Genomic DNA, 19,962 nt, shown 5'->3' with positions numbered 1-19,962 from the left:
CCCCGACCGGGGTCGCCCGTCCCACGCCGGAGTGGTGGAACAGGCAGACACGCAGGTTTTAGGTACCTGTGCCTTCGGGCGTGCGGGTTCGACTCCCGCCTTCGGCACCCGATCGCGCACCGATCACGCTTGGGGGTCGTGTGCCTGAGACCCCGGATATCCGGGGTCTCAGGCACACGACCCGGCCCGGGCCCGCAGGATCGGGCTCAGCCGGCCAGCAGCTTGGCGACCTGCGGCGCGACCTCGCGCAGCGCGCGGCCCCGGTGCGAGATGGCGTCCTTGTCCTCGCGGGTGAGCTCCGCGGTGGTCAGGCCCGGGCGGTCGTCGGCGACGAACAGCACGTCGTAGCCGAACCCGCCGGCGCCGCGGACCTCGCGGATCACGCGGCCCTCCATCCGGCCCTCGACGACGAGCTCGCGACCGTCGGGCAGCACCACGGCCACGGCGCACACGAAGTGGGCGCCGCGCCGCTCGTCCGGCACGTCGGAGAGCTGCGCCAGCAGCAGCTCGTTGTTGCGCTCGTCGGACTTCGGCGGGCCGCTCCAGCGCGCCGAGAGCACCCCCGGCATGCCGTTGAGCGCGTCCACGCAGAGGCCCGAGTCGTCCGCGATCGTGGCGACGCCGGTGGCCGCCACCCCCGCCCGCGCCTTGAGCAGCGCGTTGCCGGCGAACGTGGGCTCGTCCTCGACGGGCTCGTCGAAGGCGGCGACGTCGTCGAGGCCGAGCACCTCCACCGCGGGCAGGTGCTCGCGGAGGATGCGGTGCATCTCCTCCAGCTTCTTAGCGTTGCGGGTGGCCACCAGGACCCGCGGGGCGGCCACCGTCAGCGCCCCAGCGCCTCGGCCTGCAGCCGGGTCAGGTCCGCGCAGCCCTTCTCGGCCAGGCCCAGCAGGGCGTCCAGCTCGGCGCGGTCGAAGGCGGCGCCCTCGGCGGTGCCCTGGACCTCGACGAACTTGCCGTCGCCGGTCATCACGACGTTCATGTCGGTCTCGGCGCGCACGTCCTCCACGTACGGCAGGTCCAGGCGCGGCACGCCGTCGATGATCCCGACGCTCACCGCGGCCACCGAACCGGTCAGGGCCTGGGGCACGCCCAGCTTCGCGCAGGCGTCGGCGAGGGCGACGTACGCGCCCGTGATCGCCGCGGTCCGGGTGCCGCCGTCGGCCTGGAGCACGTCGCAGTCGATCTGGATGGTGTTCTCGCCCAGCGCCTTGTCGTCGATGATCGCGCGCAGCGAGCGGCCGATCAGCCGGCTGATCTCGTGCGTGCGGCCGCCGATCCGGCCCTTGACCGACTCCCGGTCCGAGCGGGTGTTGGTGGAGGCGGGCAGCATCGCGTACTCGGCGGTGACCCAGCCCAGGCCGCTGCCCTTGCGCCAGCGCGGCACGCCCTCGGAGGCCGAGGCGGCGCACAGCACGCGGGTCTTGCCGAACTCGATCAGCACCGAGCCGGCCGGGTGGTCCAGCCAGTCGCGGGTGATCTTGATCGGGCGGAGATCGTCGTCGGCGCGGCCGTCCTCACGGGTGCTCATGACCCACCAAGTTAGCGGGCGCCGCGGACGTCCGGGCGCCCGGCCTCGGCCCGGCCCCGGGTCACTTCACCTCGGCCCGCAGGATCCGCGTGAGACCCGCGACCATCGGCACCCCGATCCACAGCGCCGTCGAGACCAGCAGCTTGCCCCACTCCTCGGCGGTGTCGAGCTGCCAGTCGCCCAGCGGCGCGACCGCCGCCTGGAAGTTGACCCACTCCAGGGCGTTGCCCAGCCACTCGCGGATGGAGCCGACCGCGAACAGGACGATCGGCAGCAGGTACCAGTAGAGGAAGAAGACCACGATCGCCGCGGGGGTGTTGAGCAGCAGCGCGCCCAGCGCGAAGCCGATCGTCATGGTGAGCACCTGGACCAGCGCGAAGCCGACGGTGCCGCTGACGTCCACCCGCCAGCTGACCGCCCCGTCGCCGGCGATGTCGCAGATGGCGGTCGCCACCACGGCGATCGCGTACATGGCGACGAGGGTGGCGACGACGTACAGCACCGAGACCACGAGCTTGGCCAGGACCACCCGCGACCGGCGCGGCTCCAGGCTGAAGGTCACCATCGCGCTGCGCTGCGACCACTCGGTGGTGACCAGCAGGATCGCGAGCACCGGGAGCAGCAGCGAGGTGATGCCGCCGGCGATGATGGCGAGGTCGCTGAAGGCGATGAAGCCGCCCTCGATCACCGTGACGACCACGATGAAGCCCTCGACGAGCGCGACCAGGCCGGCGATGCTGATCAGCAGCCACAGGCCGGCGCGGGTGTCGTAGGACTTGCGGAGCTCGACCAGCACCTGGCGCCAGAAGGGCACCGGCGCGGTGCCCGAGACGTCGAGGTGGAACGGCTGGGCGGTGGTGGTCATCGGGTCGCTCCGATCGCGTCGCGCTGGCTGGAGGAGGTGAGCTCGAGGAACAGCTCCTCGAGCCCGCCACCGCCGTCGCGCAGGTCGGTGAGCACGACCTGGGCGTCCAGGGCCGCCCGGCCGACCTGCTCGGCCGTCGCGGCGACCCGCAGGCCCGGGCCGGCCGGCGTGACGGCGTGGCCGGCCGCGGCCAGCGCGGCGCCCAGCCGGGCGTTGTCCAGCGACATCACCAGGGCGCTGGCGGCGCCGCCCCGCGAGGCGAGCAGCGACCGCTGGTCACCCTGGGCGACGATCCGCCCGTTGCCGATCAGGATCATCTCGTCGGCGATCATCTCCACCTCGTGGAGCAGGTGGCTGGAGAGCAGCACGGTGCCGCCGCGGTCGGCGTAGCCGCGCAGCAGGCCGCGCATCCACCGGATGCCGGCGGGGTCGAGGCCGTTGGCGGGCTCGTCGAGGATGAGCACCGACGGGTCGCCGAGCAGCGCGTGCGCGATGCCGAGCCGCTGCTTCATGCCGAGGGAGTAGTTGCGCAGCCGGCGCTTGGCCTCGCCGTCGGTGAGGCCGACCAGGTGCAGCATCTCGTCGACCCGCGACGACGGCAGGCCCATCGCGGTCGCACCCAGCGCCAGGATCTCCCGGCCGGTGCGGCCGGCGTGCTGCGCCGAGGCGTCGAGCAGGACGCCGACGTGGCGGCCCGGGTTGGGGATCGAGGCGAACGCGTGGCCGCCGATCGTCACCCGGCCGGCGCTGGCCGGCGTCAGGCCGACCATGACCCGCATGGTGGTGGTCTTGCCGGCCCCGTTGGGGCCGAGGAAGCCGGTCACCCGGCCCGGCCGGCAGGCGAAGCTGACGTCCTCCACGGCGGTGAAACCGCCGTAGCGCTTGGTCAGGTGGTCGACGACGATCATGGGCACAGCCTGCCCGACCGGCCCCAGCGTCGCGGGGTTTGTGCGGACTACAGGTCGTAGACGGCGCCGGCCGCGGCCAGCTCGCACGGACCGGAGTACGACGAGCGCGCCTCCGCCAGCATCGTCGGCGCGTCGTGCCACGGCGGCACGTGGGTGACCACCAGGCGGCGCGCGTCGGCCTTCGTCGCGGTCTCCCCCGCCTCGACGCCGGTCAGGTGCAGGTTCGGCGGGTTGTCGTCGCCGTCGCGGAAGGAGGCCTCGCACAGGAACAGGTCGGCATCGGTGGCGATCTCGACCAGCGCCGGCGTGGGTCCGGTGTCGCCGCTGTAGGCGACCACCTTGCCGTGGGCGCTGACCCGCATCGCCCACGCCGGGACCGGGTGGTCCACCTCGGCGGCCTCCACCGAGAACGGCCCGACGGTGAACGGCTCGCCGTCGAACGCGGTGAACTCGAACTCCTCGCGCATCCCGGGCTTGCGGGGCAGGTCGTAGGCGTTCGCCAGCCGGCTCGGGGTGCCCTTGGGCCCCCACACCGGGATCCGCGGCTGGGAGCCGCTGGGGTGGTACTTGCGGAGCACGTAGTAGCTGGTCATGTCGACGCAGTGGTCGGCGTGCAGGTGGCTGATCAGCACGGCGTCGATGGCCAGCGGGTCGACGTAGCGCTGCAGCGCGCCGAGCGCGCCGTTGCCCAGGTCGAGGACGAGGCTCCAGACCCGGTCGGGATCGTCGGCGTCGGCGGCCTGCACCAGGTAGCAGCTGGCCGGGGAGTCGGGGCCGGGGTAGGAGCCCGAGCACCCGACGATGGTCACGCGCACCCCGCCGGGCGGAACGCTGCCGCTCCCGGTGGGGGCATCCACATCGACGTGGTCCTGCTGCTGCACCGTTCCACCCTAAGGCGTCGCGCCTCCCCGGGGCACGATTCAAGACGCAGGTCACGGCCCCGTACGCTCGTCGCGTGATGCACCCCACGCACCGCCGCCGCGCCGCCACGCTCCTGACGGCCCTCGCCCTCGGAGCCGCGACCGCGACCGCGTGCGCGGCCACCACCGACTCCCCCGCCGGCGCGCACACCGGCGCCGCGCCCACCTCGGCGGCCCTGGCGGCTGCCTCCGGCCCGTCGTCGGCCACCACGCGCGCCGACGCCTCCCGCGCGACGCCGGACGGCCGGGTGCTGGCGATCTCGCTCGACGGGCTCAACCCGACCGCGCTGACCCGGCTGGGCCGCGCCGGGACGCCCCACCTGCACCGGCTGATGCGCCAGGGCGCCTCCACCCTCAACGCCCGCACCCAGGTGGAGCGGACGGTGACCCTGCCCAACCACACCAGCATGATCACCGGGCGGCGGATCTCCGCCTCGCACGGCGGCCACGGCGTCACCTGGAACACCGACCGCCCCGGGAGCACCGTCCAGAACGCCTCCGGGGACGCCGGCATCGCGTCGGTCTTCAACGTCGTGCACGCCGCCGGCGGGAAGACCGCACTCTTCTCGACCAAGACGAAGTTCTCGATCTTCGACCGCTCCTGGCCGGGGGCCGTGAACCGGTCGGTGATCCGCGAGGAGCGGGACGCCGCGCTGGTCCGGGTCCTGCGTCGCGACCTGGTCCGCCACGACCGGGCGTTCACCTTCCTCCACCTGGGCCTGGCCGACCACACCGGGCACGCGCAGAAGTGGATGAGCCCGGCCTACCTGACCGCCGTGCGCACCCTGGACCGGCTGCTGGGCACGGTCCTGGACACGATCAAGGAGAAGCCGCGCCTGTCCGACGTGCGGATCGTCCTCACCGCCGACCACGGCGGCGTCCCCGGCACCACCGGGCACGGCAACGCGACCAAGCGGGACGACTACCGGGTCCCGTTCCTGGTCTGGGGGCCCGGCGTGGACCGCGGCAACCTGTACGCGATGAACGCGAAGGTGCGCCGCGACCCGGGCAAGGACCGGCCGCGGTTCGGCGGGAAGCAGCCGGTCCGCAACGGCGAGCTGGCCAACGTCGCCACCGACCTGCTCGGCCTGCGCGCCGTCCCGGACAGCAAGTGGAACCGGAAGCAGAACCTCGCCTGGACCGACTGAGTCGGTGCCGGGGCCGGCGAGCTCAGGCCCAGAGCTGGCCCTCGAGGCGGTCCTCGGCGTCGTCGACGGTGCCCTCGTAGGCACCGGTGGAGAGGTACTTCCAGCCGGCGTCGGCGACCACGAACGCGATGTCCGCGGACTCGCCGGCCTTGACCGCCTTGGCGGCCTGGCCGATCGCGGCGTGCAGGATCGCGCCGGTGGAGATGCCGGCGAAGATGCCCTCCATCTCCAGCAGCTCGCGCACCCGCCGTACGGCGTCGCGCGGGCCGACCGAGAACCGGCTGTCGATCAGCGAGGCGTCGTACAGCTCGGGCACGAAGCCCTCGTCGAGGTTGCGCAGGCCGTAGACGAGCTCGCCGTAGCGGGGCTCGGCGGCGACGATCTTCACGTCGGGCTTGGCGGTGCGGAAGAACCGGCTGACGCCCATCAGGGTGCCGGTCGTGCCGAGGCCGGCGACGAAGTGGGTGATCGAGGGCAGGTCGGCCAGCAGCTCGGGGCCGGTCCCCTCCTCGTGCGCGAGGGCGTTGGCGGCGTTGCCGTACTGGTAGAGCATCACCCAGTCGGGGTGCTCCGCGGCGATCCGCTTGGCCACCCGCACGGCCTCGTTCGAGCCGCCGGCGGCGGGGCTGGAGACGATCTCGGCGCCCCACATCCGCAGCAGCAGGCGCCGCTCCTCGGAGGTGTTCTCCGGCATCACGCAGACGATCCGGTAGCCCTTGAGCTTCGCGGCCATCGCCAGCGAGATGCCGGTGTTGCCCGACGTCGGCTCGAGGATCGTGCAGCCGGGCCGGAGCGTGCCGTCCTTCTCCGCCTCCTCGATCATCTTGAGCGCGGGGCGGTCCTTGATCGAGCCCGTCGGGTTGCGGTCCTCCAGCTTCGCCCAGATCCGCACGTCCGGGGACGGCGACAGCCCGGGCAGCCCGACCAGCGGCGTGCCGCCGACGGAGGAGAGCAGGTTGTCGAAGCGGGTCATGGAAGCAGGACGGCCTTTCGGGAACAGCGCGGTCAGCGCAGGAAGAACTCGGGGTCGAACTCGGCGAGCGGGATGATCCGGGTGCGCGGCAGCGGCTGGTTGAACGCCTTGACGTCGTCCTCGAGGTCGTAGAGCGGGACCCCGAGCCCGGTCAGCTGGGCACTGGTGAACTCCCGGAACCCGAGCAGTCCGACGCGGCGATCGCCGTCGACCAGCGAGCCGAGGTGGCGCGCGAAGTCGGCGTCGTGGCTGGCCAGCAGGACGTCGGCGTCGTCGTGGGCGAGGAGCGCGTCCAGCGTGCGCTGGATGCCGATGTCGACGACCTTCTCCTCGGCCGACCCCGACAGCGGGACCGGGCGGTAGCCCATCGCCAGCAGCGCCTGCACGAACGAGGTCGGCAGGCTGCCGCTGCTGGCGTTGAGGAAGAAGAGCCCGGTGACGGGCTGCCCCCACAGGTCCTCCGCGAAGTCGGTGACCCGCTCCCAGCGGGGCCGCTCCTCCGGCGCCGGGCGGCGGCCCAGCAGGGAGTTGCCGAGGGTGGCGTCGACGTTCTCGCCGTCGACGAGGACGAAGGTACGGCGCTCGCTCACGCCGCCACTCCTATCAGCCGCCGGCGACGGCCGGAAGGATGACCACCTGGTCGCCGTCGGCCAGCGGGGCCTCGAGGCTGCCCATGAAGCGGACGTCCTCGTCGTTGATGTAGATGTTGACGAAGCGGCGCAGGTCGCCGTTGTCGATCAGGCGCTCCTTGATGCCCGGGTGGCCCGCCTCGAGCGAGTCGATCAGCGCACTCAGGCTCTCGCCCTCACCGGAGACGGCCTTCTCGCCGCCGGTGTAGGTACGCAGGATGGTCGGGATACGGACCTCGATGGCCATCAGGATTCGCTCCTAGCAAGGGTCGGGACGATCTCCACCGGTTCCTCGGTGACGTCGCCGTCGGTGATTCTGTAGGACCTGAACTCCACCGGGCCGTCGTTATTCCCGTGCTCACGTGTGCTGACCAGCACGTAGTGGGCTCCGGGCTCGCCGGCGAGCTTGATGTCGGTGACGCTCGGGTACGCCTCGGTGGCGGTGTGCGAGTGGTAGATGACCACCGGCTCCTCGTCCCGGTCGTCCATCTCCTTGTAGAGGTGGAGCAGGTCCGTCGAGTCGTACTCGTAGAACGTGGGGCTGCCGGCGGCGTTCACCATCTCGATGAAGCGCTCGGGTCGGTCGGACCCGAGGGGGCCGACGACCATTCCGCACGCCTCCACGGGGTGGTCCCGCTTGGCGTGGTCCACGATGGCGTCGTACGCCGCCTGGTCGATCCGCAACACGGTCTCAGCCTAGGCGGTGCCGGGTGCGGCCCGGGAATCCGCCCGCGCGGCGGACATCGCGGGCGCCGGTCAGCGGCGGCCGGAGACGGCCTGGACGAGGGTCTCCTGGAGGAAGCCGAGCCACTCGTAGATGTGGTGCGCCTGGGCCCGGGGGTCCTCGTCGGGGAGGGACTCCCAATACTCCTCGTCGCCCTCCTCGACGCCGAGCCGGGTGGCCAGCGCCAGCCGCAGGTCGGTGAACGAGCGCATCCAGACCTGGGCGTCCTCGTGGTCGAGCTCGACGTCGAGGGTGATCTCCTCGGGCCCCGGCTCCTGCGGGAGGCCGGCCTGCTCCAGCGCCTCGATCATGCTGCCGGCGGCGCGGGACTTGCTGTCGCGCAGCGCGCCCTCGGTGTAGCGGCGGAACTCACCGGCCGCCTCCGCGTCGCCGCGGTAGGCGTTGGGCAGCAGGCGCGCCAGGACCGGGTCCTCGGGCTCCTCGGTGGGGCCGGCGAAGTCGAAGAGCGCCGCGAGCGGGTCGTCGTCGCGGGCCGGGACGGCCGCCTCGTTGTGCAGCAGCTCGATGAGCTGCGCGGCCAGCGACCTGAGCAGGTCGGCCTCGAAGGCCGAGAAGGTCGCGATGATCTGCTTGCTCCGGCGGTGCCGGACGAAACCCGCCATGGTCGGTCCTGACCTCACTCGGACTTCTGCAGGGTGGCCCAGAGGCCGTACTCGTGCATGGCCTGGACGTCGCGCTCCATCTCCTCGCGGCTGCCGCTGCTGACCGCGGACCGGCCGTCCTCGTGCACCTCGAGCATCAGCTTCTCGGCCTTCCTCTTGGAGTAGCCGAAGTACTTGGTGAACACGTAGGAGACGTAGGACATCAGGTTGACGGGGTCGTTCCACACCACGGTCACCCAGGGCGTGTCGGCAACCGTGATCGCGTCCGGCGTCAAGTCCTCCTCGACGCCCGGATCCACCTTCGCAGGGCTCGCGGTCGTCACGGCTCCATGGTGGCACACGGGTCGGGGGCGCCTTCACCGGACCGACCCCCCAAGAACTGTTTGACAGTTGCCGGGGGCGCGTGGTCGACTACTCCCCAAGAACTCTTTGAGAGTGAGTGGGAATGGGCGAGAACCAGGACACCAGCGCACTGCGCGCCACCGCGCACCCGGTCCGGCTGCAGATCCTGTCGCTGCTGACCGGAGCCGCGATGAGCGCCGCCGAGGTCGCCCGCGAGCTGGACATCAGCCACGCCAACGCCTCCTACCACCTGCGCCAGCTCCACGACGCCGACCTGATCGTGGTCGAGGGCGAGGAGCGGATCCGCGGCGGGGTCGCCAAGCGCTACCGCTACCGGGCCGACCGCCCCGAGCCGCCCGCCGTCCCGGGGCAGCTCGCCGCCGACGTACGGGCGATGGCCGGGGAGATGCTGCGCCGCTTCGAGCTGCGCGCGCCCGGACGCGGGTCGTTCACCGACGCCGAGCTGTGGGTGGAGGAGGAGACCTGGGACCGGGTGCGCGACATGGTCCAGGAGGCCGCCGTGCTGCTGCACGAGAGCGCGCAGCGCCCGCGCACCCCCGGCACGGTGCGCACCAGCCTGACCGTCGCCGCGTTCCGGATGGACGCGGGCGACGCCACCGGTGCCACCCCTGCATCCGAGGAGGAGCGATGACCGCCCGGACCGGGGCGCTCGCGCCCCTGCGCCACCGCAGCTTCCGGTGGTACTTCGCCTCCCGCACCATCAACCTGGTCGGCGGAACCATGGCCCCGGTCGCCCTCGCCTTCGCGGTGCTCGAGGTCAGCCACTCCCCCGGCGCGCTCGGCCTGGTGCTCGCCGCGCACAGCATCCCGATGGTGGCGTTCGTGCTGCTCGGCGGCGTGATCGCCGACCGCTTCGGCCGGACCCGCGTGATCCAGGTCGGCAACGTCGCCTCGGGCCTGAGCCAGCTCGCGATCGCGACCCTGGTGATCTCGGGTCACGCGCAGGTCTGGCACCTGGTCGCCCTCACCGCGGTCAACGGCACCGTCGCCGCCGCCAACCAGCCGGCCCTGGCCAGCCTGATGCCGCAGCTGGTCCCGCGGGCCGAGCTGCAACAGGCCAACGTCCTCAACTCGATGCTGCGCAACACCTTCGCGGTGCTCGGCCCTGCCATCGCGGGCGGGCTCGTCGTCACCGCCGGCCCGGGCTGGGCGCTGGCCGTCGACGGCGCCACCTACCTCGTCGCGGCCGCCCTGCTGCTGCCGATCGCCCTGCCGCCGGCCGAGCGCAAGGAGCGCACCGGCGTCGTGGCCGACCTGCGCGAGGGGTGGACCTTCGTCCGCTCCACCACCTGGCTGTGGGTGGTCGTGCTGTCGTTCGGCGTCCTCAACGCGCTGCACGCCGGCGGCCTGGACACGCTGGGCCCGGTCCGGGCCAAGGAGAGCGCCCTCGGTGCCGCGGGCTGGGGCCTGATCGGCTCCGCGACCGCCGCCGGCCTGCTGCTGACCGCGCTGGTCTTCACCCGGGTACGGCTCGAGCGACCGCTGTTCTGGGGGATGCTCGGCTGCGCCGCGTTCGGCCTGCCGATGCTCGCGCTGGGCACCACCGACCAGCTGTGGATCGTGCTCGTCGCGGCGTTCGTCGCGGGCGCCGGGATCGAGGTCTTCGGCCTCGGCTGGGACCTCTCGATGCAGGAGCACGTGCCCGAGGAGATGCTGTCGCGGGTCTACTCCTACGACATGCTCGGCTCGTTCGTCGCGATCCCGATCGGCCAGCTGGCGTTCGGCCCGCTCGGGCTCGTGGTGGGCGTGCAGACGATGATGCTGGTCGCGGGCGTGGCCTACGCGACGATCTGCCTGCTGGTGCTGCTCTGCTCGCCCTCCGTGCGCAACCTGCGCCGGGTGCCGGTGGTCGCGGCCGGCTCCCCGGTCAGCACCACTTCTGCGCCAGTGTCCTGATCACCGTCGCGTTCCGGTTGGTGGCCACCCCGAGGTGGCGCTCGATGAACGCGTTGGAGAGCTTCGCGGTGTGGTACTGGCTCTCGCCCTCGGCGAGCAGGAGGTGCGCCGCGCGCCCCTCGACGTGCACCCGCTCCCCCTCCGCCCCGGAGGCGGCGATGGCCGCCTCCAGCGCCGCGAGGGTGGCGGCGTCCGGCTCCTCCTTGAGCAGGGAGACGTAGTGCCGCCCGTCGTGGTCCAGCGCGTCGGCGACCCCCGCGACGGCGGCCAGCTCCGCCGCGGTGAAGGCGATCGTCGGCACCTCGAACCCGGCCTCGGCCAGGTACGCCGCCTCCAGCGCCTCCTCGATCCGGGCCCGGGAGCGGCGGCCGGTGTCGAGGCGGACGTTGCCGGTGTTGATGTGCGTCGCCACGCCGTCGAAGCCCGCCGCCCGCGTGGCGGCGACGATCGCGTCCTTCGGGAACTTCCGGTTCGCGCCGAGGTTGATCGCCCGGAGGAAGGCCACGTAGGTCGTCATGGGGCCAGTCTTCACTCCCCCGCCGACGGCTGCTCCCGATCGTGCCCCGAGCCCGGCAGCAGCGCGGCGTGCAGCGCCCGCACGTGGCCGGCGAGGTCCGCCCCGCCGGGCGCCCCGGCCCCGGGATCGGCCAGCCACCGCTCCACGGCGTGCTGCCAGAGCGTGACGGCGGTGGCCGCGGCGGCGACGACCGCCGCATCGTCGGCACCGGCCCCGGTCCGCTCGGCCAGCGCCCCGGCCAGCTTCACCTCCCAGGAGCGCAGGACGTCGTACAGGCGGCCGCGGAGGACCGCGGAGGAGTAGGCGGCGCGGCTCCACAGCAGCGTCAGCTCGCGCTCGGCCTCGAAGTCGGGCGCCACCCGGCACAGCCCCTCGACCGCGACCGCGAGCAGGTCGCCGCCGTCCCCGGGCACCGCCAGCAGCTCCTCGCGGAGCATCCCCTGACGGGCCTCGCGCAGCGGGTTGAGCACGTCCTCCTTGGTCGCGAAGTAGCGGAAGAAGGTGCGGGTGGAGACCTCGGCCTCGGCGGCGATCGCCTCCACCGTGGTGGCGTCGAAGCCGTCCCGCGCGAACAGGCGCAGCGCTGCCTCCTCCAGCGCGCGCCGGGTGGCCTGCTTGCGCCGCTCGCGCAGCCCGGCCTCCGGCAGCGCGGTCGGCGGTCGGGACGCGGCGGGGCCGGGCTCAGGGCTGGGCTCAGGGCTGCTCTCGGACACGGACACAGCGTCTCAGTCCGACGCCACCGCGGCGCGCAGCCGGGTCTCGTCGTCGGGGCGGGCGCCGGGGCGACCGGCGACCAGCTCGACCTCGAGCAGGTCGCCGGTGAACGCGAACGGCGGCCGGTAGTCGTCGCCGACGGCGAACCCCTGGTCGCGGCCGACGAACATCCCGATGCCGGCGGTGGAGAGGTTGGGGAAGAAGAACAGCCCCGGCAGCGCAGCGGACGCCCGCTCCTCGCCGTCGACCAGGAGCGCCGCCCGCGGCTCGGCGCCGGGCAGGTACTGCAGGGCCAGCTCGTGCGGCCCGGGCGTCAGGGGGTCCGGGCAGGCGAGGCGGACCGGGCCGGAGAAGAGGGCGAAGGTGGCCACCGGGCGGCCCTCCAGCAGGTACCACCCCCAGCCGCCGTGGCGGTCGCCGATCGCGGTGATCACGCCCTCGACCCCGCCCTCGGGGACCACGATCCGGGCGCGCATCTCGAACCCGCCCACGGTCATCGGCAGCTGGCTGTCGTGGATCGGGCCACCGCCGGGGGTGTACCAGGCGCGTTGCGGCGGCGGGTAGGCACCGGGGTGCATGTGGACCATCGAGTCGGGGAACTCGAACAGCGGCAGCACCTGGTTGCGGCCCGCCTCGGCCCACCACAGCTCCTCCAGGCGTCGTACGACGTCGGGGTGCTGGTCCGCGACGTCGACCGCCTCGGAGAAGTCGTCGGTGAGTCGGAACAGCGACCAGCGATCCGTGGCGAAGTCGTGGCTGCCGCCGAGCACCTCGCGCTCGCCGAACTGGTTGGCGACGTAGTCGGTGACGGCCTTCCAGCCGTCGGCGTAGATGCCGCGCGAGCCCATCATCTCGAAGTACTGGACCTTCCGGTGCTCGGCCGCCCCGGCGTCGTCGATCGAGGGCAGCATCGAGCCGCCGTCCACCGGCTGCTGGGTGACGCCGTCGACGCTGGCCGGGGCGGCGAGCCCGGCCGCCTCGAGCACCGTGCCGTAGACGTCGACTGCGTGGCAGAACTGGTCGCGCACGGCACCGGGCGTGCGGACGCGCGCGCCCCAGTCGAGGATCAGCGGCGTGCGCACGCCACCGAGCCAGGAGTAGCGCTTCCACAGCCGGAGCGGGGTGTTGCCGGCCCACGCCCAGCCGAACGGGTAGTGGTTGTAGCCGTCGTGGCCGCCGATGTCGTCGATCCGCTCCAGCGACTCCTCGACGCTCTCGCCGTTGCCGAGCCAGCCGGCCGCCTCGTTGAGGGTGCCGGTGGTGCCACCCTCGCCGCTGGCGCCGTTGTCGGAGGTCACGATGACCAGGGTGTCGTCGGCGATGCCGCGCTCCTCGAGGTAGTCGAAGAGCCGGCCGAGGTGGTGGTCGGTGTGGGTCATGAACCCAGCGAAGACCTCCATGTAACGGGCGAAGAGCCGCCGCTGGTCGTCCGGCAGCTCCTCCCAGTCGGGGATCCAGGCGGGCCGCTCGGGCAGCACGGTGTCCTCGGGCACGATGCCGGCCGCGACCTGGCGCTCGAAGACCTGCTGCCGCCACGCCTCCCAGCCGCCGTCGAACGCGCCGGCGTACGGCTCGACCCACTCCTCGGCGACCTGGTGCGGGGCGTGCGCGGCGCCGGGCGCGACGTAGAGGAAGAACGGCTTGCGCGCCTCGGCCTGCTGCTGGTCCTGGACCATCCGGATCGCCTCGTCGACGAGGTCCTCGGTGAGGTGGTAGCCCTCCTCCGGCGTGCGCGGCGGGTCCACGTGGGTGTTGTCGCGGACCAGCTCGGGCGCCCACTGGCTGGTCTCGGCGCCGAGGAAGCCGTAGTACTTCTCGAACCCCATCGCCAGCGGCCAGTGCCGGTAGGGGCCGGCGGCCGAGTAGTCGGTCTTGGGTGCGAGGTGCCACTTGCCGACGGCCATCGTGTTGTAGCCGCCGTCGCGCAGCACCCGCGCCACCGTGGCGGCCGAGGTCGGGATCCGGCCGGTGTAGCCGGGGAAGCCCAGCGCCGCCTCCTCGGTGACGCCCATGCCGACCGCGTGGTGGTTGCGCCCGGTCAGCAGCGCGGCCCGCGAGGCGGAGCAGACGGCGGTGACGTGGAACCGGTTGTAGCGCAGCCCGCGGGCGGCGAGGCGGTCGATGTTCGGGGTGGAGATGGTGCTGCCGAAGCAGCCGAGCTGGGCGAAGCCCACGTCGTCGAGGACCACCACGACCACGTTGGGGGCGCCGTCGGGCGCCACCGGGTAGTCGACGAACGAGGGCGTCGCACCGGCGACGCGGGAGGGAACGACCGGGGTGTCCATGCCCGGGACCCTAGTCGCGATCCGGGAAAATGTCACTCGACTGCCACTTGGCATCTAGATGACAGGAATCCCTTGCCATGGCGCGCCCCTGCCCCCACGATGTGACGCACATCACTGGGAGGGGAAGCGGATGCTGGTGCCGGAGATCGTGGCGTGGGCGACCGACCTGGACCACGCGTCGACCGATCCGGGGACCGCCTTCCAGGCGGCGTCGAAGGTGATCATCGCCTTCTTCCTGTTCGGCATCGCACTGGACACCCACCTCGCCGACTTCCGCGACGTCGTACGGCGGCCCGGGGTGATCGGCGTCGGGCTGGTCGCCCAGTACCTGGTCGCGCCCGGGCTGACGCTGCTGCTCACCCTGGCCCTCGACGTGCGCGGCTCGGTGGCGATCGGCATGCTCCTGGTGGCCTGCTGCCCGGCCGGCAACCTCTCCAACATCCTGACCCACCGGGCCCGCGGCGACGTCGCCCTGTCGATCTCGATGACCGGGACGTCGAACGTGCTCGCCGTGGTGGTCACCCCGGTGGCGCTCGCGTTCTGGAGCGGCCTCAACCCCGCCGCCGACGCCCTGCTCACCGAGATCTCGCTCGACCCGTGGGAGATGGTCGGCGAGGTCGCGCTGCTGATCGGGCTGCCGTTCGCCGCCGGCCTCCTCGTCGCCTGGAAGTGGCCGTCCGTGGCCGCCCGCGGCGCCCGCTTCGTCGAGCCGGCGGCACTGGTGATGCTGCTGCTGATCATCGTCGGCGGCCTGGCCAGCAAGGGCGGCACGATCGTCACGTACGCCGGAGTGGTGACCGCGCCGATCCTGATCCAGAACGCGATCGCCCTGGCCACCGGCTACGGCACCGGCCGGGCACTGCGGCTGTCGCCGGGCGGGACCCGGGCGATGACCTTCGAGCTCGGCGTCCGCAACACCGGCCTCGCCCTGGTGCTGGCCCTGGCGTTCTTCGGCGAGCTCGGCGGCGTGATCCTCGTGGCGGCGCTGTGGGGGCTGTGGGACGTGATCACGGGGCTGGCGCTGGCGTCGTGGTGGAAGCGCCGCGCGCCGGCCACCGAGGCGCCGGCGGTCGAGGCGCAGCGCAGGTAGCCGCCGCCGCGCCGTCAAATGGACATTCGTCCCGAGATCGGCGATTTCGCGACCAGGATCCATGTGACGCGGGGCCCGCGGCGACGTGAGGCGGGTCACGTGCGCTGGCATTTACATAGGCAGGCTATGTAACGTGCCGTGACGTGACCGACGACCCCGCGACCGACGACGAGCTGGCGCTCGCCGGCGAGCTGGTGACGCAGGCCTCCCGGCTGGTGCGCGCCATCCGCCGCCACGAGCCGCAGGGCGCGGACATCCGGATCCTGTCGATCCTCGACCAGGTCGGGCCCCTCGGCGTGACCGAGATGGCGGAGTTCGACCGCACCTCGCAGCCGAGCATGTCGGCCTCGGTCCGCCGGATGGCCGAGCAGGGCTGGGTCAGCAAGGAGCCCAACCCTGCGGACGCCCGGAGCACCCTCGTCGCGCTCACGCCCGAGGGCGCAGCGGCCCTGGCCCGCGCCCGCGACTCCAACGGCCGGTACGTCGCCGACCGCCTCGCCGCGACCGGTCACGGCCTCGACGACCTGCGCGCCGCGGTGGCCCTGCTGCGCGACGTGCTGAGCCCCCTCCCCGACCCCCACCAGACCCCCGGAAGCGAGACCCCGTGACCGCCCCGACCACCGACTCCCCCAGCGCGACCCCGGCGACCGGATCCCCCGGCGCGGGCGGCGCGGGCGGCTCGTTCCTGCGGCAGCCCCGCGCGGTGTGGGCGGTGGCGTTCGAGGTGGAGGCCGAGGCGCTGGGCGACCTGGGCTGAGGGCGGGCCGGCCGCCGGCGACCGCGACTGCTGCGCTGGGTCCGGGTCGTGTGCCTGAGACCCCGCTATGCCGGTGTGTGGGGCACACGACCCGACCAGCGCTCTGACGTCGATGTCACGCGAGCGAGCATCCGAGTAGCGAACTCCGATCCGCTCATGCCGCGTTCCGCGCGGTCACCCAGGCACGTCGAACCGCCGCGCGCGAGTCAGACGGAGCGACTGCGCGCCAGCCTCTCGGCCCGGGCACCGATCTCCGTGAGCATCTTGCGCTCCATCACCAAGGAGCCCGGCTCCATCGGGACCATGCCGCACCGATCGATCAACCGGGGCAGCCGGAACCGGTTGCGGCTGATCAGCCGGGAACGGCCCGGGCCTTCCTCGCGGATGGCGAAGGCCCACGACCAGTTCCCGTCCGAGGATCGCCACGCGATGGCGTGGGGCGGATCGACCAGTTCGAGGACCATCCGGTTGGCACCGAACTCGATCACCTCTCCCGGCTCCGGGTGCTGGTACTGCTCGAGGACGTGGTCGACGCTGTGCATCCCCAACCCGAACAGGTTCTCGATCCAGTCGTAGGTGTAGGCGCCGCCGCGAGGGGACGGCCCCATCTGGGCGAGCCAGGGGAAGACGTCGGAGGGTTGGGCGGCGACGCTGGTCGCCCGCGTGGTCTGGGCGTCGGCGTCGACCAGGAGGTCGTCCCCGGGGAGTCGAGCACCGATCTCATCGGGCCTCGCGCCCCAGGTCAGGACCCTCTGCCGCAGGAACGCGCGGTAGCAGAGGGCCGCACCGACGACGAGCAGTGCGGCTCCACGCGGAACCGATGGACCGATGCGCACAGCCCCATTCTCTCCGCCCCGCCGTGCCGGGTCACCCGGCGGAGGACCGTCCCGGGAGGGACTTGGGTCACCCGTGCGGGCGACACGCGTGGCGCGGGCCGGCCGGCTACCGCGAGGCCAGCGCGCCCCGCGCCCCCAGCGCGGTGACGGCCACGGACCCGCCGGCGACGGCGGCCGCGACGGCGTCGGACAGCGAGCCGCCCTCGCAGAGCACCGCGGCGAGCGCCCCGCAGAACGCGTCGCCGGCGCCGGTGGTGTCGACGACCCTGACCCGCGGGGCCGGGACCCGGGCGAGCCGGTCGCCGACGGCGATGACCGCGCCGTCGGCGCCGACCGTGACGACGGTGGCGACGGTGGACGAGGCGAGGGCCAGCGCAGCCAGGTCGACGTCGGCGAGCCCGGTCAGCTGCTCGGCCTCGATCTCGTTGACCACCAGGACCGGCGGGCGGCGGCCCCACTCGGGGAGGTCGCCGGCGGGCGCCGCGTTGTGCACCCAGGTGACCCCGTCGGCGATCGTGGCCGGCACGGCCTCGAGGGCCGCGCGCGGGATCTCGGCGCAGGTCAGTACGACGTCACCGGCCGCCGGCGCAAGCCGGGTCAGCGCGGCGGCGACCTCCGCGTGGGTCAGGCCGTCGGTGGCACCGCCCGCCACCACGATGCTGTTCTCGCCGTCGTCGGAGACCCAGACGAACGCCTGTTGCGTCAGCAGCTCCGGGTCCGCCAGCGCCTCGGTCGCGTCGATGCCCGCGGCGGCCAGGTCGGCCAGCACGGCGGCGCCGTCGGCGTCCTTCCCGAGCTTGACCACCATCGCGGTCGGGGCGCCCATCGACGCCGCGTTGACCGCCTGGTTGCTGCCCTTGCCGCCGAAGCCGACCAGCAGCTCCGAGGCCAGCACGGTCTCCCCCGGCGCGGGCAGGTCGCGCACCCGGGCCGTCCGGTCGACACCGGCCGAGCCGACGACGACCACCCGGCCGCGCTCAGCCACGCTCTCCCCGAGCCCCGGTTCGCGCTGCCCCGAGCCCCGGTTCGCGCTGCCCCGAGCCCCGGTTCGCGCTGCCCCGAGCCCCGGTTCGCGCTGCCCCACGATCGGTCACCGGCCCTCCTCCCGGACGAGGCTCGCCAGCGTAGCGACCAACCGCTCGATGTAGGCCGCGCCGTCGCCCTCCGTGGCGACGTAGGCGTTGACCGCCTTGTCGACGAAGTGGCCGCGCCAGTCGGCGATGGTCTCGCCGGTGGTCCACTGCCCGCCCAGGTCGACGTCGACGACGGTCGGCAGCGAGCCGACGAGCGTGGGGTCGAGGGCGGCGCCGACGACGAACGGGTCGTGCACGTGGGCGCCGTAGAAGCCGTCGTACAGGTCGTGGAACTCGAAGTAGAAGCGCAGCGCGTCCCGGACGAAGTCGAGCACGGGCGAACCGAACGGCGTGGCCATCACCTCGGCGTCCGTGCCGCCGGCCGGGTCCAGGCCCGCGGCGCGGGCGACGGCCAGCAGGTCGGGCGCGCGGATGATCGAGGTCTCGGTGACATCGAGGCCCATCATCGTGATCGGCACCGCGCCGCGGGCGCCCGCGGCGCTCCACTGGTGCAGCACGGTCCGGGCCGCCTCGGGGTCGACGTGGATGTTCCACTCCACGCGCGGGTGCACGTTGCCAGCCTGGCTGAAGGTGCCGCCCATGACGAAGACGTCGCGCAGCAGCAGAGGCAGATCCGGCTCGGCGAGGACGGCCGCGGCCAGGTTGGTGAGCGGGCCGGCGGTGACCAGGGTGATCTCCCCCGGCGTACGGCGGGCCTCCTCGACGAGCAGCTCGACCGCGGTCCGCTTCGAGGCGCTGCCGGACGGCGTGAGCACCGCGTGGCCGGTCCCGGTCGGCCCGTGCGTCTCCGGGGTCGTCTCCAGGCGGCGGGCGATCGGGCCCGCCGCGCCGCGGGCGACCTCGACGTGGCCCGCGCCCGCGAGCTCGAGCACGCCGAGGGTGTTGCGGACGACCTGGTCCACGTCGACGTTGCCCGCGCAGGTGGTGACGGCGACCAGGTCGACGTCGGGGTGCGCGGCGGCGTAGAGCAGGGCCAGAGAGTCGTCGATGCCGGTGTCGACGTCGAGGATCAGTCGTTGCCGCCCGCCGTCCCGCTGGACGGGCGGCGGCGCGGCGTGCCGGGGTCGGCGCACGGGGGCTCCTGTCGGTACGCGCTCAGTAGCGCGTGGTGATGGTCAGGTGGTGGGGGCGGATCAGGTCGTGGAAGGCCGACCAGAACCGGTAGTCGACCTGGGCGTTGACCACCGGCGCGGAGCGGCGCTCGTTGAGCGCGTCGGTGAGCAGCGCGCACGCGACGACGGTCTGCACCCGGATCTCGTTCTCCAGGTCCGACCCCGCGGGCACGACCCGGCCGGCGTCGACCTCGGCCGCCAGCGCCGGCGAGTAGTGCAGCACCCGCATCGCGCGCAGCGCGGCCGGGACGATGTAGTCGGCGAAGACCGAGAGCGAGTCGAGGTCCTCCAGCGCCACCAGCCCGAGCCGGTGCAGCGTCCAGACGCCGAGCTGGGCGAGCTTGTCGAGGCGCACCGGCACCCCGTGCAGCACGCCGCTGTCGTCGAACTGGCCGAACTCGGCGGTCAGCCGCTCGAGCAGCCCCGCGCCGTCGGCGTAGGCCCGCGGCGGGCAGTCGGCGACGAAGGCGCTGAACCGGCCGCCGTACCGCTCCACGAGGACGGCGCCGATCTCGTTGAGCACCCGCACCCGCTCAGCGAGCAGCGGGATCGGGCGCGGACCGTGCAGGACCTCGGCCAGCTGCGCCTCGGTGACCCCGGCCAGCCACGCCCCGCTCAGCACCGGTACGCCGGCGGCGACCGCCTGCTCGAAGCGCAGGAACATCGCGTCGGCGTCGACCAGCTCGCGGCCCTCGTGCTCGACCGACCAGGGCACGCCCGTCTCGAAGTCGGTGTAGGCGAAGTTGATCGCCGTCGTCACCAGCGCGAAGTCGATCTGGGCGTCGCGGTCGGGCAGGCTCGGCCGCTCGGCGTCGGGCTGGTCCCCGCCGATGGGCGGGAACACCTCGAAGCGCATCCAGTCGGCCACGGCCGCCACCTGGTCGGTGTCGATCGTGACGTCGGCGCACAGCGGGCTCGCCGCGGCGCAGCTCGCGAGCACCGTCGCCTTCCAGGCGTCGCTCGTCATCGGGTCTCCT

At 73.2% G+C, this 19,962-nt stretch carries 24 protein-coding genes and 1 tRNA gene; 7 read left to right on the top strand and 18 right to left on the bottom strand.

What is annotated here, in order from left to right:
* Positions 1 to 25: 25 nt before the first annotated feature.
* Positions 26 to 107, top strand: a tRNA-Leu gene (locus ABLM29_RS09390).
* A 99-nt stretch (positions 108 to 206) separates the two neighbouring features.
* Here ABLM29_RS09390 and rdgB read toward each other — a convergent pair.
* The 5 genes from rdgB to ABLM29_RS09365 all read right to left on the bottom strand — a co-directional run bounded on the left by rdgB (position 207) and on the right by ABLM29_RS09365 (position 4,185).
* The gene (gene rdgB / locus ABLM29_RS09385) at positions 207 to 821 is read right to left on the bottom strand and encodes an RdgB/HAM1 family non-canonical purine NTP pyrophosphatase (protein WP_349713833.1); all 615 of its coding nucleotides are present in this window, start codon (positions 819 to 821) and stop codon (positions 207 to 209) included.
* Between the two features lie 2 nt (positions 822 to 823).
* Positions 824 to 1,531, bottom strand: coding sequence for a ribonuclease PH (gene rph, locus ABLM29_RS09380; protein WP_349713832.1), 708 nt, complete (start codon positions 1,529 to 1,531; stop codon positions 824 to 826).
* 61 nt (positions 1,532 to 1,592) lie between these two features.
* Positions 1,593 to 2,396: an ABC transporter permease gene (locus ABLM29_RS09375; protein WP_349713831.1), complete on the bottom strand. Its 804-nt coding sequence runs from the start codon at positions 2,394 to 2,396 to the stop codon at positions 1,593 to 1,595.
* A complete protein-coding gene (locus ABLM29_RS09370; RefSeq protein ID WP_349713830.1) occupies positions 2,393 to 3,304 on the bottom strand; it encodes an ABC transporter ATP-binding protein in 912 nt (303 codons plus the stop codon). Before ABLM29_RS09370 ends, ABLM29_RS09375 begins: the two co-directional genes overlap by 4 nt.
* A 47-nt stretch (positions 3,305 to 3,351) precedes the next feature.
* Positions 3,352 to 4,185, bottom strand: coding sequence for an MBL fold metallo-hydrolase (locus ABLM29_RS09365; RefSeq protein ID WP_349713829.1), 834 nt, complete (start codon positions 4,183 to 4,185; stop codon positions 3,352 to 3,354).
* Between the two features lie 77 nt (positions 4,186 to 4,262).
* Here ABLM29_RS09365 and ABLM29_RS09360 point away from each other — a divergent pair, with 77 nt between their 5' ends.
* The gene (locus ABLM29_RS09360; RefSeq protein WP_349713893.1) at positions 4,263 to 5,372 is read left to right on the top strand and encodes an alkaline phosphatase family protein; all 1,110 of its coding nucleotides are present in this window, start codon (positions 4,263 to 4,265) and stop codon (positions 5,370 to 5,372) included.
* Positions 5,373 to 5,394: 22 nt separating this feature from the next.
* Here ABLM29_RS09360 and ABLM29_RS09355 read toward each other — a convergent pair whose 3' ends face one another.
* The 6 genes from ABLM29_RS09355 to clpS all read right to left on the bottom strand — a co-directional run bounded on the left by ABLM29_RS09355 (position 5,395) and on the right by clpS (position 8,644).
* Complete coding sequence (locus ABLM29_RS09355; RefSeq protein WP_349713828.1) at positions 5,395 to 6,345, bottom strand: PLP-dependent cysteine synthase family protein; 951 nt, start codon at positions 6,343 to 6,345, stop codon at positions 5,395 to 5,397.
* A gap of 32 nt (positions 6,346 to 6,377) precedes the next feature.
* The gene (locus ABLM29_RS09350; RefSeq protein ID WP_349713827.1) at positions 6,378 to 6,935 is read right to left on the bottom strand and encodes an NYN domain-containing protein; all 558 of its coding nucleotides are present in this window, start codon (positions 6,933 to 6,935) and stop codon (positions 6,378 to 6,380) included.
* 13 nt (positions 6,936 to 6,948) lie between these two features.
* Positions 6,949 to 7,221, bottom strand: a complete 273-nt coding sequence (locus ABLM29_RS09345) for a MoaD/ThiS family protein (protein ID WP_349713826.1) — start codon at positions 7,219 to 7,221, stop codon at positions 6,949 to 6,951.
* On the bottom strand, positions 7,221 to 7,661 hold the full coding sequence (locus ABLM29_RS09340; protein WP_349713825.1) for a M67 family metallopeptidase: 441 nt from the start codon (positions 7,659 to 7,661) through the stop codon (positions 7,221 to 7,223). The genes ABLM29_RS09345 and ABLM29_RS09340 overlap by 1 nt, the downstream gene beginning before the upstream one ends.
* A gap of 69 nt (positions 7,662 to 7,730) precedes the next feature.
* Positions 7,731 to 8,321: a DUF2017 domain-containing protein gene (locus ABLM29_RS09335; protein ID WP_349713824.1), complete on the bottom strand. Its 591-nt coding sequence runs from the start codon at positions 8,319 to 8,321 to the stop codon at positions 7,731 to 7,733.
* 14 nt (positions 8,322 to 8,335) lie between these two features.
* A complete protein-coding gene (clpS, locus tag ABLM29_RS09330; protein WP_502889203.1) occupies positions 8,336 to 8,644 on the bottom strand; it encodes an ATP-dependent Clp protease adapter ClpS in 309 nt (102 codons plus the stop codon).
* Between the two features lie 122 nt (positions 8,645 to 8,766).
* Between clpS and ABLM29_RS09325 the strand changes: the two genes are divergently transcribed.
* Both ABLM29_RS09325 and ABLM29_RS09320 read left to right on the top strand, forming a co-directional pair.
* The gene (locus ABLM29_RS09325) at positions 8,767 to 9,315 is read left to right on the top strand and encodes an ArsR/SmtB family transcription factor (protein ID WP_349713823.1); all 549 of its coding nucleotides are present in this window, start codon (positions 8,767 to 8,769) and stop codon (positions 9,313 to 9,315) included.
* The gene (locus ABLM29_RS09320) at positions 9,312 to 10,580 is read left to right on the top strand and encodes an MFS transporter (protein WP_349713822.1); all 1,269 of its coding nucleotides are present in this window, start codon (positions 9,312 to 9,314) and stop codon (positions 10,578 to 10,580) included. The genes ABLM29_RS09325 and ABLM29_RS09320 overlap by 4 nt, the downstream gene beginning before the upstream one ends.
* On the opposite strand, the gene ABLM29_RS09315 is transcribed toward ABLM29_RS09320, so the two are convergent.
* The 3 genes from ABLM29_RS09315 to ABLM29_RS09305 are packed head-to-tail and all read right to left on the bottom strand — an operon-like array spanning position 10,552 to position 14,096.
* Positions 10,552 to 11,097, bottom strand: a complete 546-nt coding sequence (locus ABLM29_RS09315; protein WP_349713821.1) for a DUF1697 domain-containing protein — start codon at positions 11,095 to 11,097, stop codon at positions 10,552 to 10,554. The two genes, ABLM29_RS09320 and ABLM29_RS09315, sit on opposite strands and share 29 nt — an antisense overlap.
* 11 nt (positions 11,098 to 11,108) lie before the next feature.
* Complete coding sequence (locus ABLM29_RS09310) at positions 11,109 to 11,810, bottom strand: TetR family transcriptional regulator (RefSeq protein ID WP_349713820.1); 702 nt, start codon at positions 11,808 to 11,810, stop codon at positions 11,109 to 11,111.
* A 12-nt stretch (positions 11,811 to 11,822) separates the two neighbouring features.
* On the bottom strand, positions 11,823 to 14,096 hold the full coding sequence (locus ABLM29_RS09305) for an arylsulfatase (protein WP_349713819.1): 2,274 nt from the start codon (positions 14,094 to 14,096) through the stop codon (positions 11,823 to 11,825).
* 130 nt (positions 14,097 to 14,226) lie between these two features.
* On the opposite strand from ABLM29_RS09305, the gene ABLM29_RS09300 reads away from it, so the two are divergent.
* From ABLM29_RS09300 to ABLM29_RS09290, 3 genes are all read left to right on the top strand, one after another.
* Positions 14,227 to 15,186 (top strand): bile acid:sodium symporter family protein, encoded by a 960-nt coding sequence (locus ABLM29_RS09300; protein WP_349713818.1) that lies wholly within the window; start codon positions 14,227 to 14,229, stop codon positions 15,184 to 15,186.
* 143 nt (positions 15,187 to 15,329) lie between these two features.
* Positions 15,330 to 15,794: a MarR family winged helix-turn-helix transcriptional regulator gene (locus ABLM29_RS09295; protein ID WP_349713817.1), complete on the top strand. Its 465-nt coding sequence runs from the start codon at positions 15,330 to 15,332 to the stop codon at positions 15,792 to 15,794.
* Positions 15,791 to 15,943, top strand: a complete 153-nt coding sequence (locus ABLM29_RS09290) for a hypothetical protein (RefSeq protein WP_349713816.1) — start codon at positions 15,791 to 15,793, stop codon at positions 15,941 to 15,943. Before ABLM29_RS09295 ends, ABLM29_RS09290 begins: the two co-directional genes overlap by 4 nt.
* Before the next feature lie 206 nt (positions 15,944 to 16,149).
* Here the strand turns inward: ABLM29_RS09290 and ABLM29_RS09285 are convergent, their stop codons facing one another.
* The 4 genes from ABLM29_RS09285 to ABLM29_RS09270 all read right to left on the bottom strand — a co-directional run bounded on the left by ABLM29_RS09285 (position 16,150) and on the right by ABLM29_RS09270 (position 19,952).
* The gene (locus ABLM29_RS09285) at positions 16,150 to 16,779 is read right to left on the bottom strand and encodes a hypothetical protein (RefSeq protein ID WP_349713815.1); all 630 of its coding nucleotides are present in this window, start codon (positions 16,777 to 16,779) and stop codon (positions 16,150 to 16,152) included.
* A 106-nt stretch (positions 16,780 to 16,885) separates the two neighbouring features.
* Positions 16,886 to 17,764 (bottom strand): PfkB family carbohydrate kinase, encoded by an 879-nt coding sequence (locus ABLM29_RS09280; RefSeq protein ID WP_349713814.1) that lies wholly within the window; start codon positions 17,762 to 17,764, stop codon positions 16,886 to 16,888.
* A gap of 105 nt (positions 17,765 to 17,869) precedes the next feature.
* Entirely contained in the window at positions 17,870 to 18,946 is a 1,077-nt protein-coding gene (locus ABLM29_RS09275) for a nucleoside hydrolase (RefSeq protein WP_349713813.1), read from the bottom strand.
* Between the two features lie 22 nt (positions 18,947 to 18,968).
* Positions 18,969 to 19,952, bottom strand: a complete 984-nt coding sequence (locus ABLM29_RS09270; protein WP_349713812.1) for a queuosine salvage family protein — start codon at positions 19,950 to 19,952, stop codon at positions 18,969 to 18,971.
* Positions 19,953 to 19,962: the final 10 nt, after the last annotated feature.

Origin of the sequence: Nocardioides sp. YIM 152588, assembly GCF_040191335.1 — a bacterium.
GTDB lineage: Bacteria > Actinomycetota > Actinomycetes > Propionibacteriales > Nocardioidaceae > Nocardioides.
The sequence above is the reverse complement of the archived record's forward strand: the minus strand, read 5'-3'. Positions and strand labels throughout refer to the sequence as shown.

Excerpts from the sequence above, each read along its gene's own strand:
- rph (WP_349713832.1), bottom strand. The coding sequence starts at position 1,531 with ATGAGCACCCGTGAGGACGGCCGCGCCGACGACGATCTCCGCCCGATC.
- ABLM29_RS09375 (WP_349713831.1), bottom strand. The coding sequence starts at position 2,396 with ATGACCACCACCGCCCAGCCGTTCCACCTCGACGTCTCGGGCACCGCG.
- ABLM29_RS09370 (WP_349713830.1), bottom strand. The coding sequence starts at position 3,304 with ATGATCGTCGTCGACCACCTGACCAAGCGCTACGGCGGTTTCACCGCC.
- ABLM29_RS09360 (WP_349713893.1), top strand. The coding sequence starts at position 4,263 with ATGCACCCCACGCACCGCCGCCGCGCCGCCACGCTCCTGACGGCCCTC.
- ABLM29_RS09355 (WP_349713828.1), bottom strand. The coding sequence starts at position 6,345 with ATGACCCGCTTCGACAACCTGCTCTCCTCCGTCGGCGGCACGCCGCTG.
- ABLM29_RS09345 (WP_349713826.1), bottom strand. The coding sequence starts at position 7,221 with ATGGCCATCGAGGTCCGTATCCCGACCATCCTGCGTACCTACACCGGC.
- ABLM29_RS09335 (WP_349713824.1), bottom strand. The coding sequence starts at position 8,321 with ATGGCGGGTTTCGTCCGGCACCGCCGGAGCAAGCAGATCATCGCGACC.
- ABLM29_RS09325 (WP_349713823.1), top strand. The coding sequence starts at position 8,767 with ATGGGCGAGAACCAGGACACCAGCGCACTGCGCGCCACCGCGCACCCG.
- ABLM29_RS09320 (WP_349713822.1), top strand. The coding sequence starts at position 9,312 with ATGACCGCCCGGACCGGGGCGCTCGCGCCCCTGCGCCACCGCAGCTTC.
- ABLM29_RS09315 (WP_349713821.1), bottom strand. The coding sequence starts at position 11,097 with ATGACGACCTACGTGGCCTTCCTCCGGGCGATCAACCTCGGCGCGAAC.
- ABLM29_RS09305 (WP_349713819.1), bottom strand. The coding sequence starts at position 14,096 with ATGGACACCCCGGTCGTTCCCTCCCGCGTCGCCGGTGCGACGCCCTCG.
- ABLM29_RS09300 (WP_349713818.1), top strand. The coding sequence starts at position 14,227 with ATGCTGGTGCCGGAGATCGTGGCGTGGGCGACCGACCTGGACCACGCG.
- ABLM29_RS09270 (WP_349713812.1), bottom strand. The coding sequence starts at position 19,952 with ATGACGAGCGACGCCTGGAAGGCGACGGTGCTCGCGAGCTGCGCCGCG.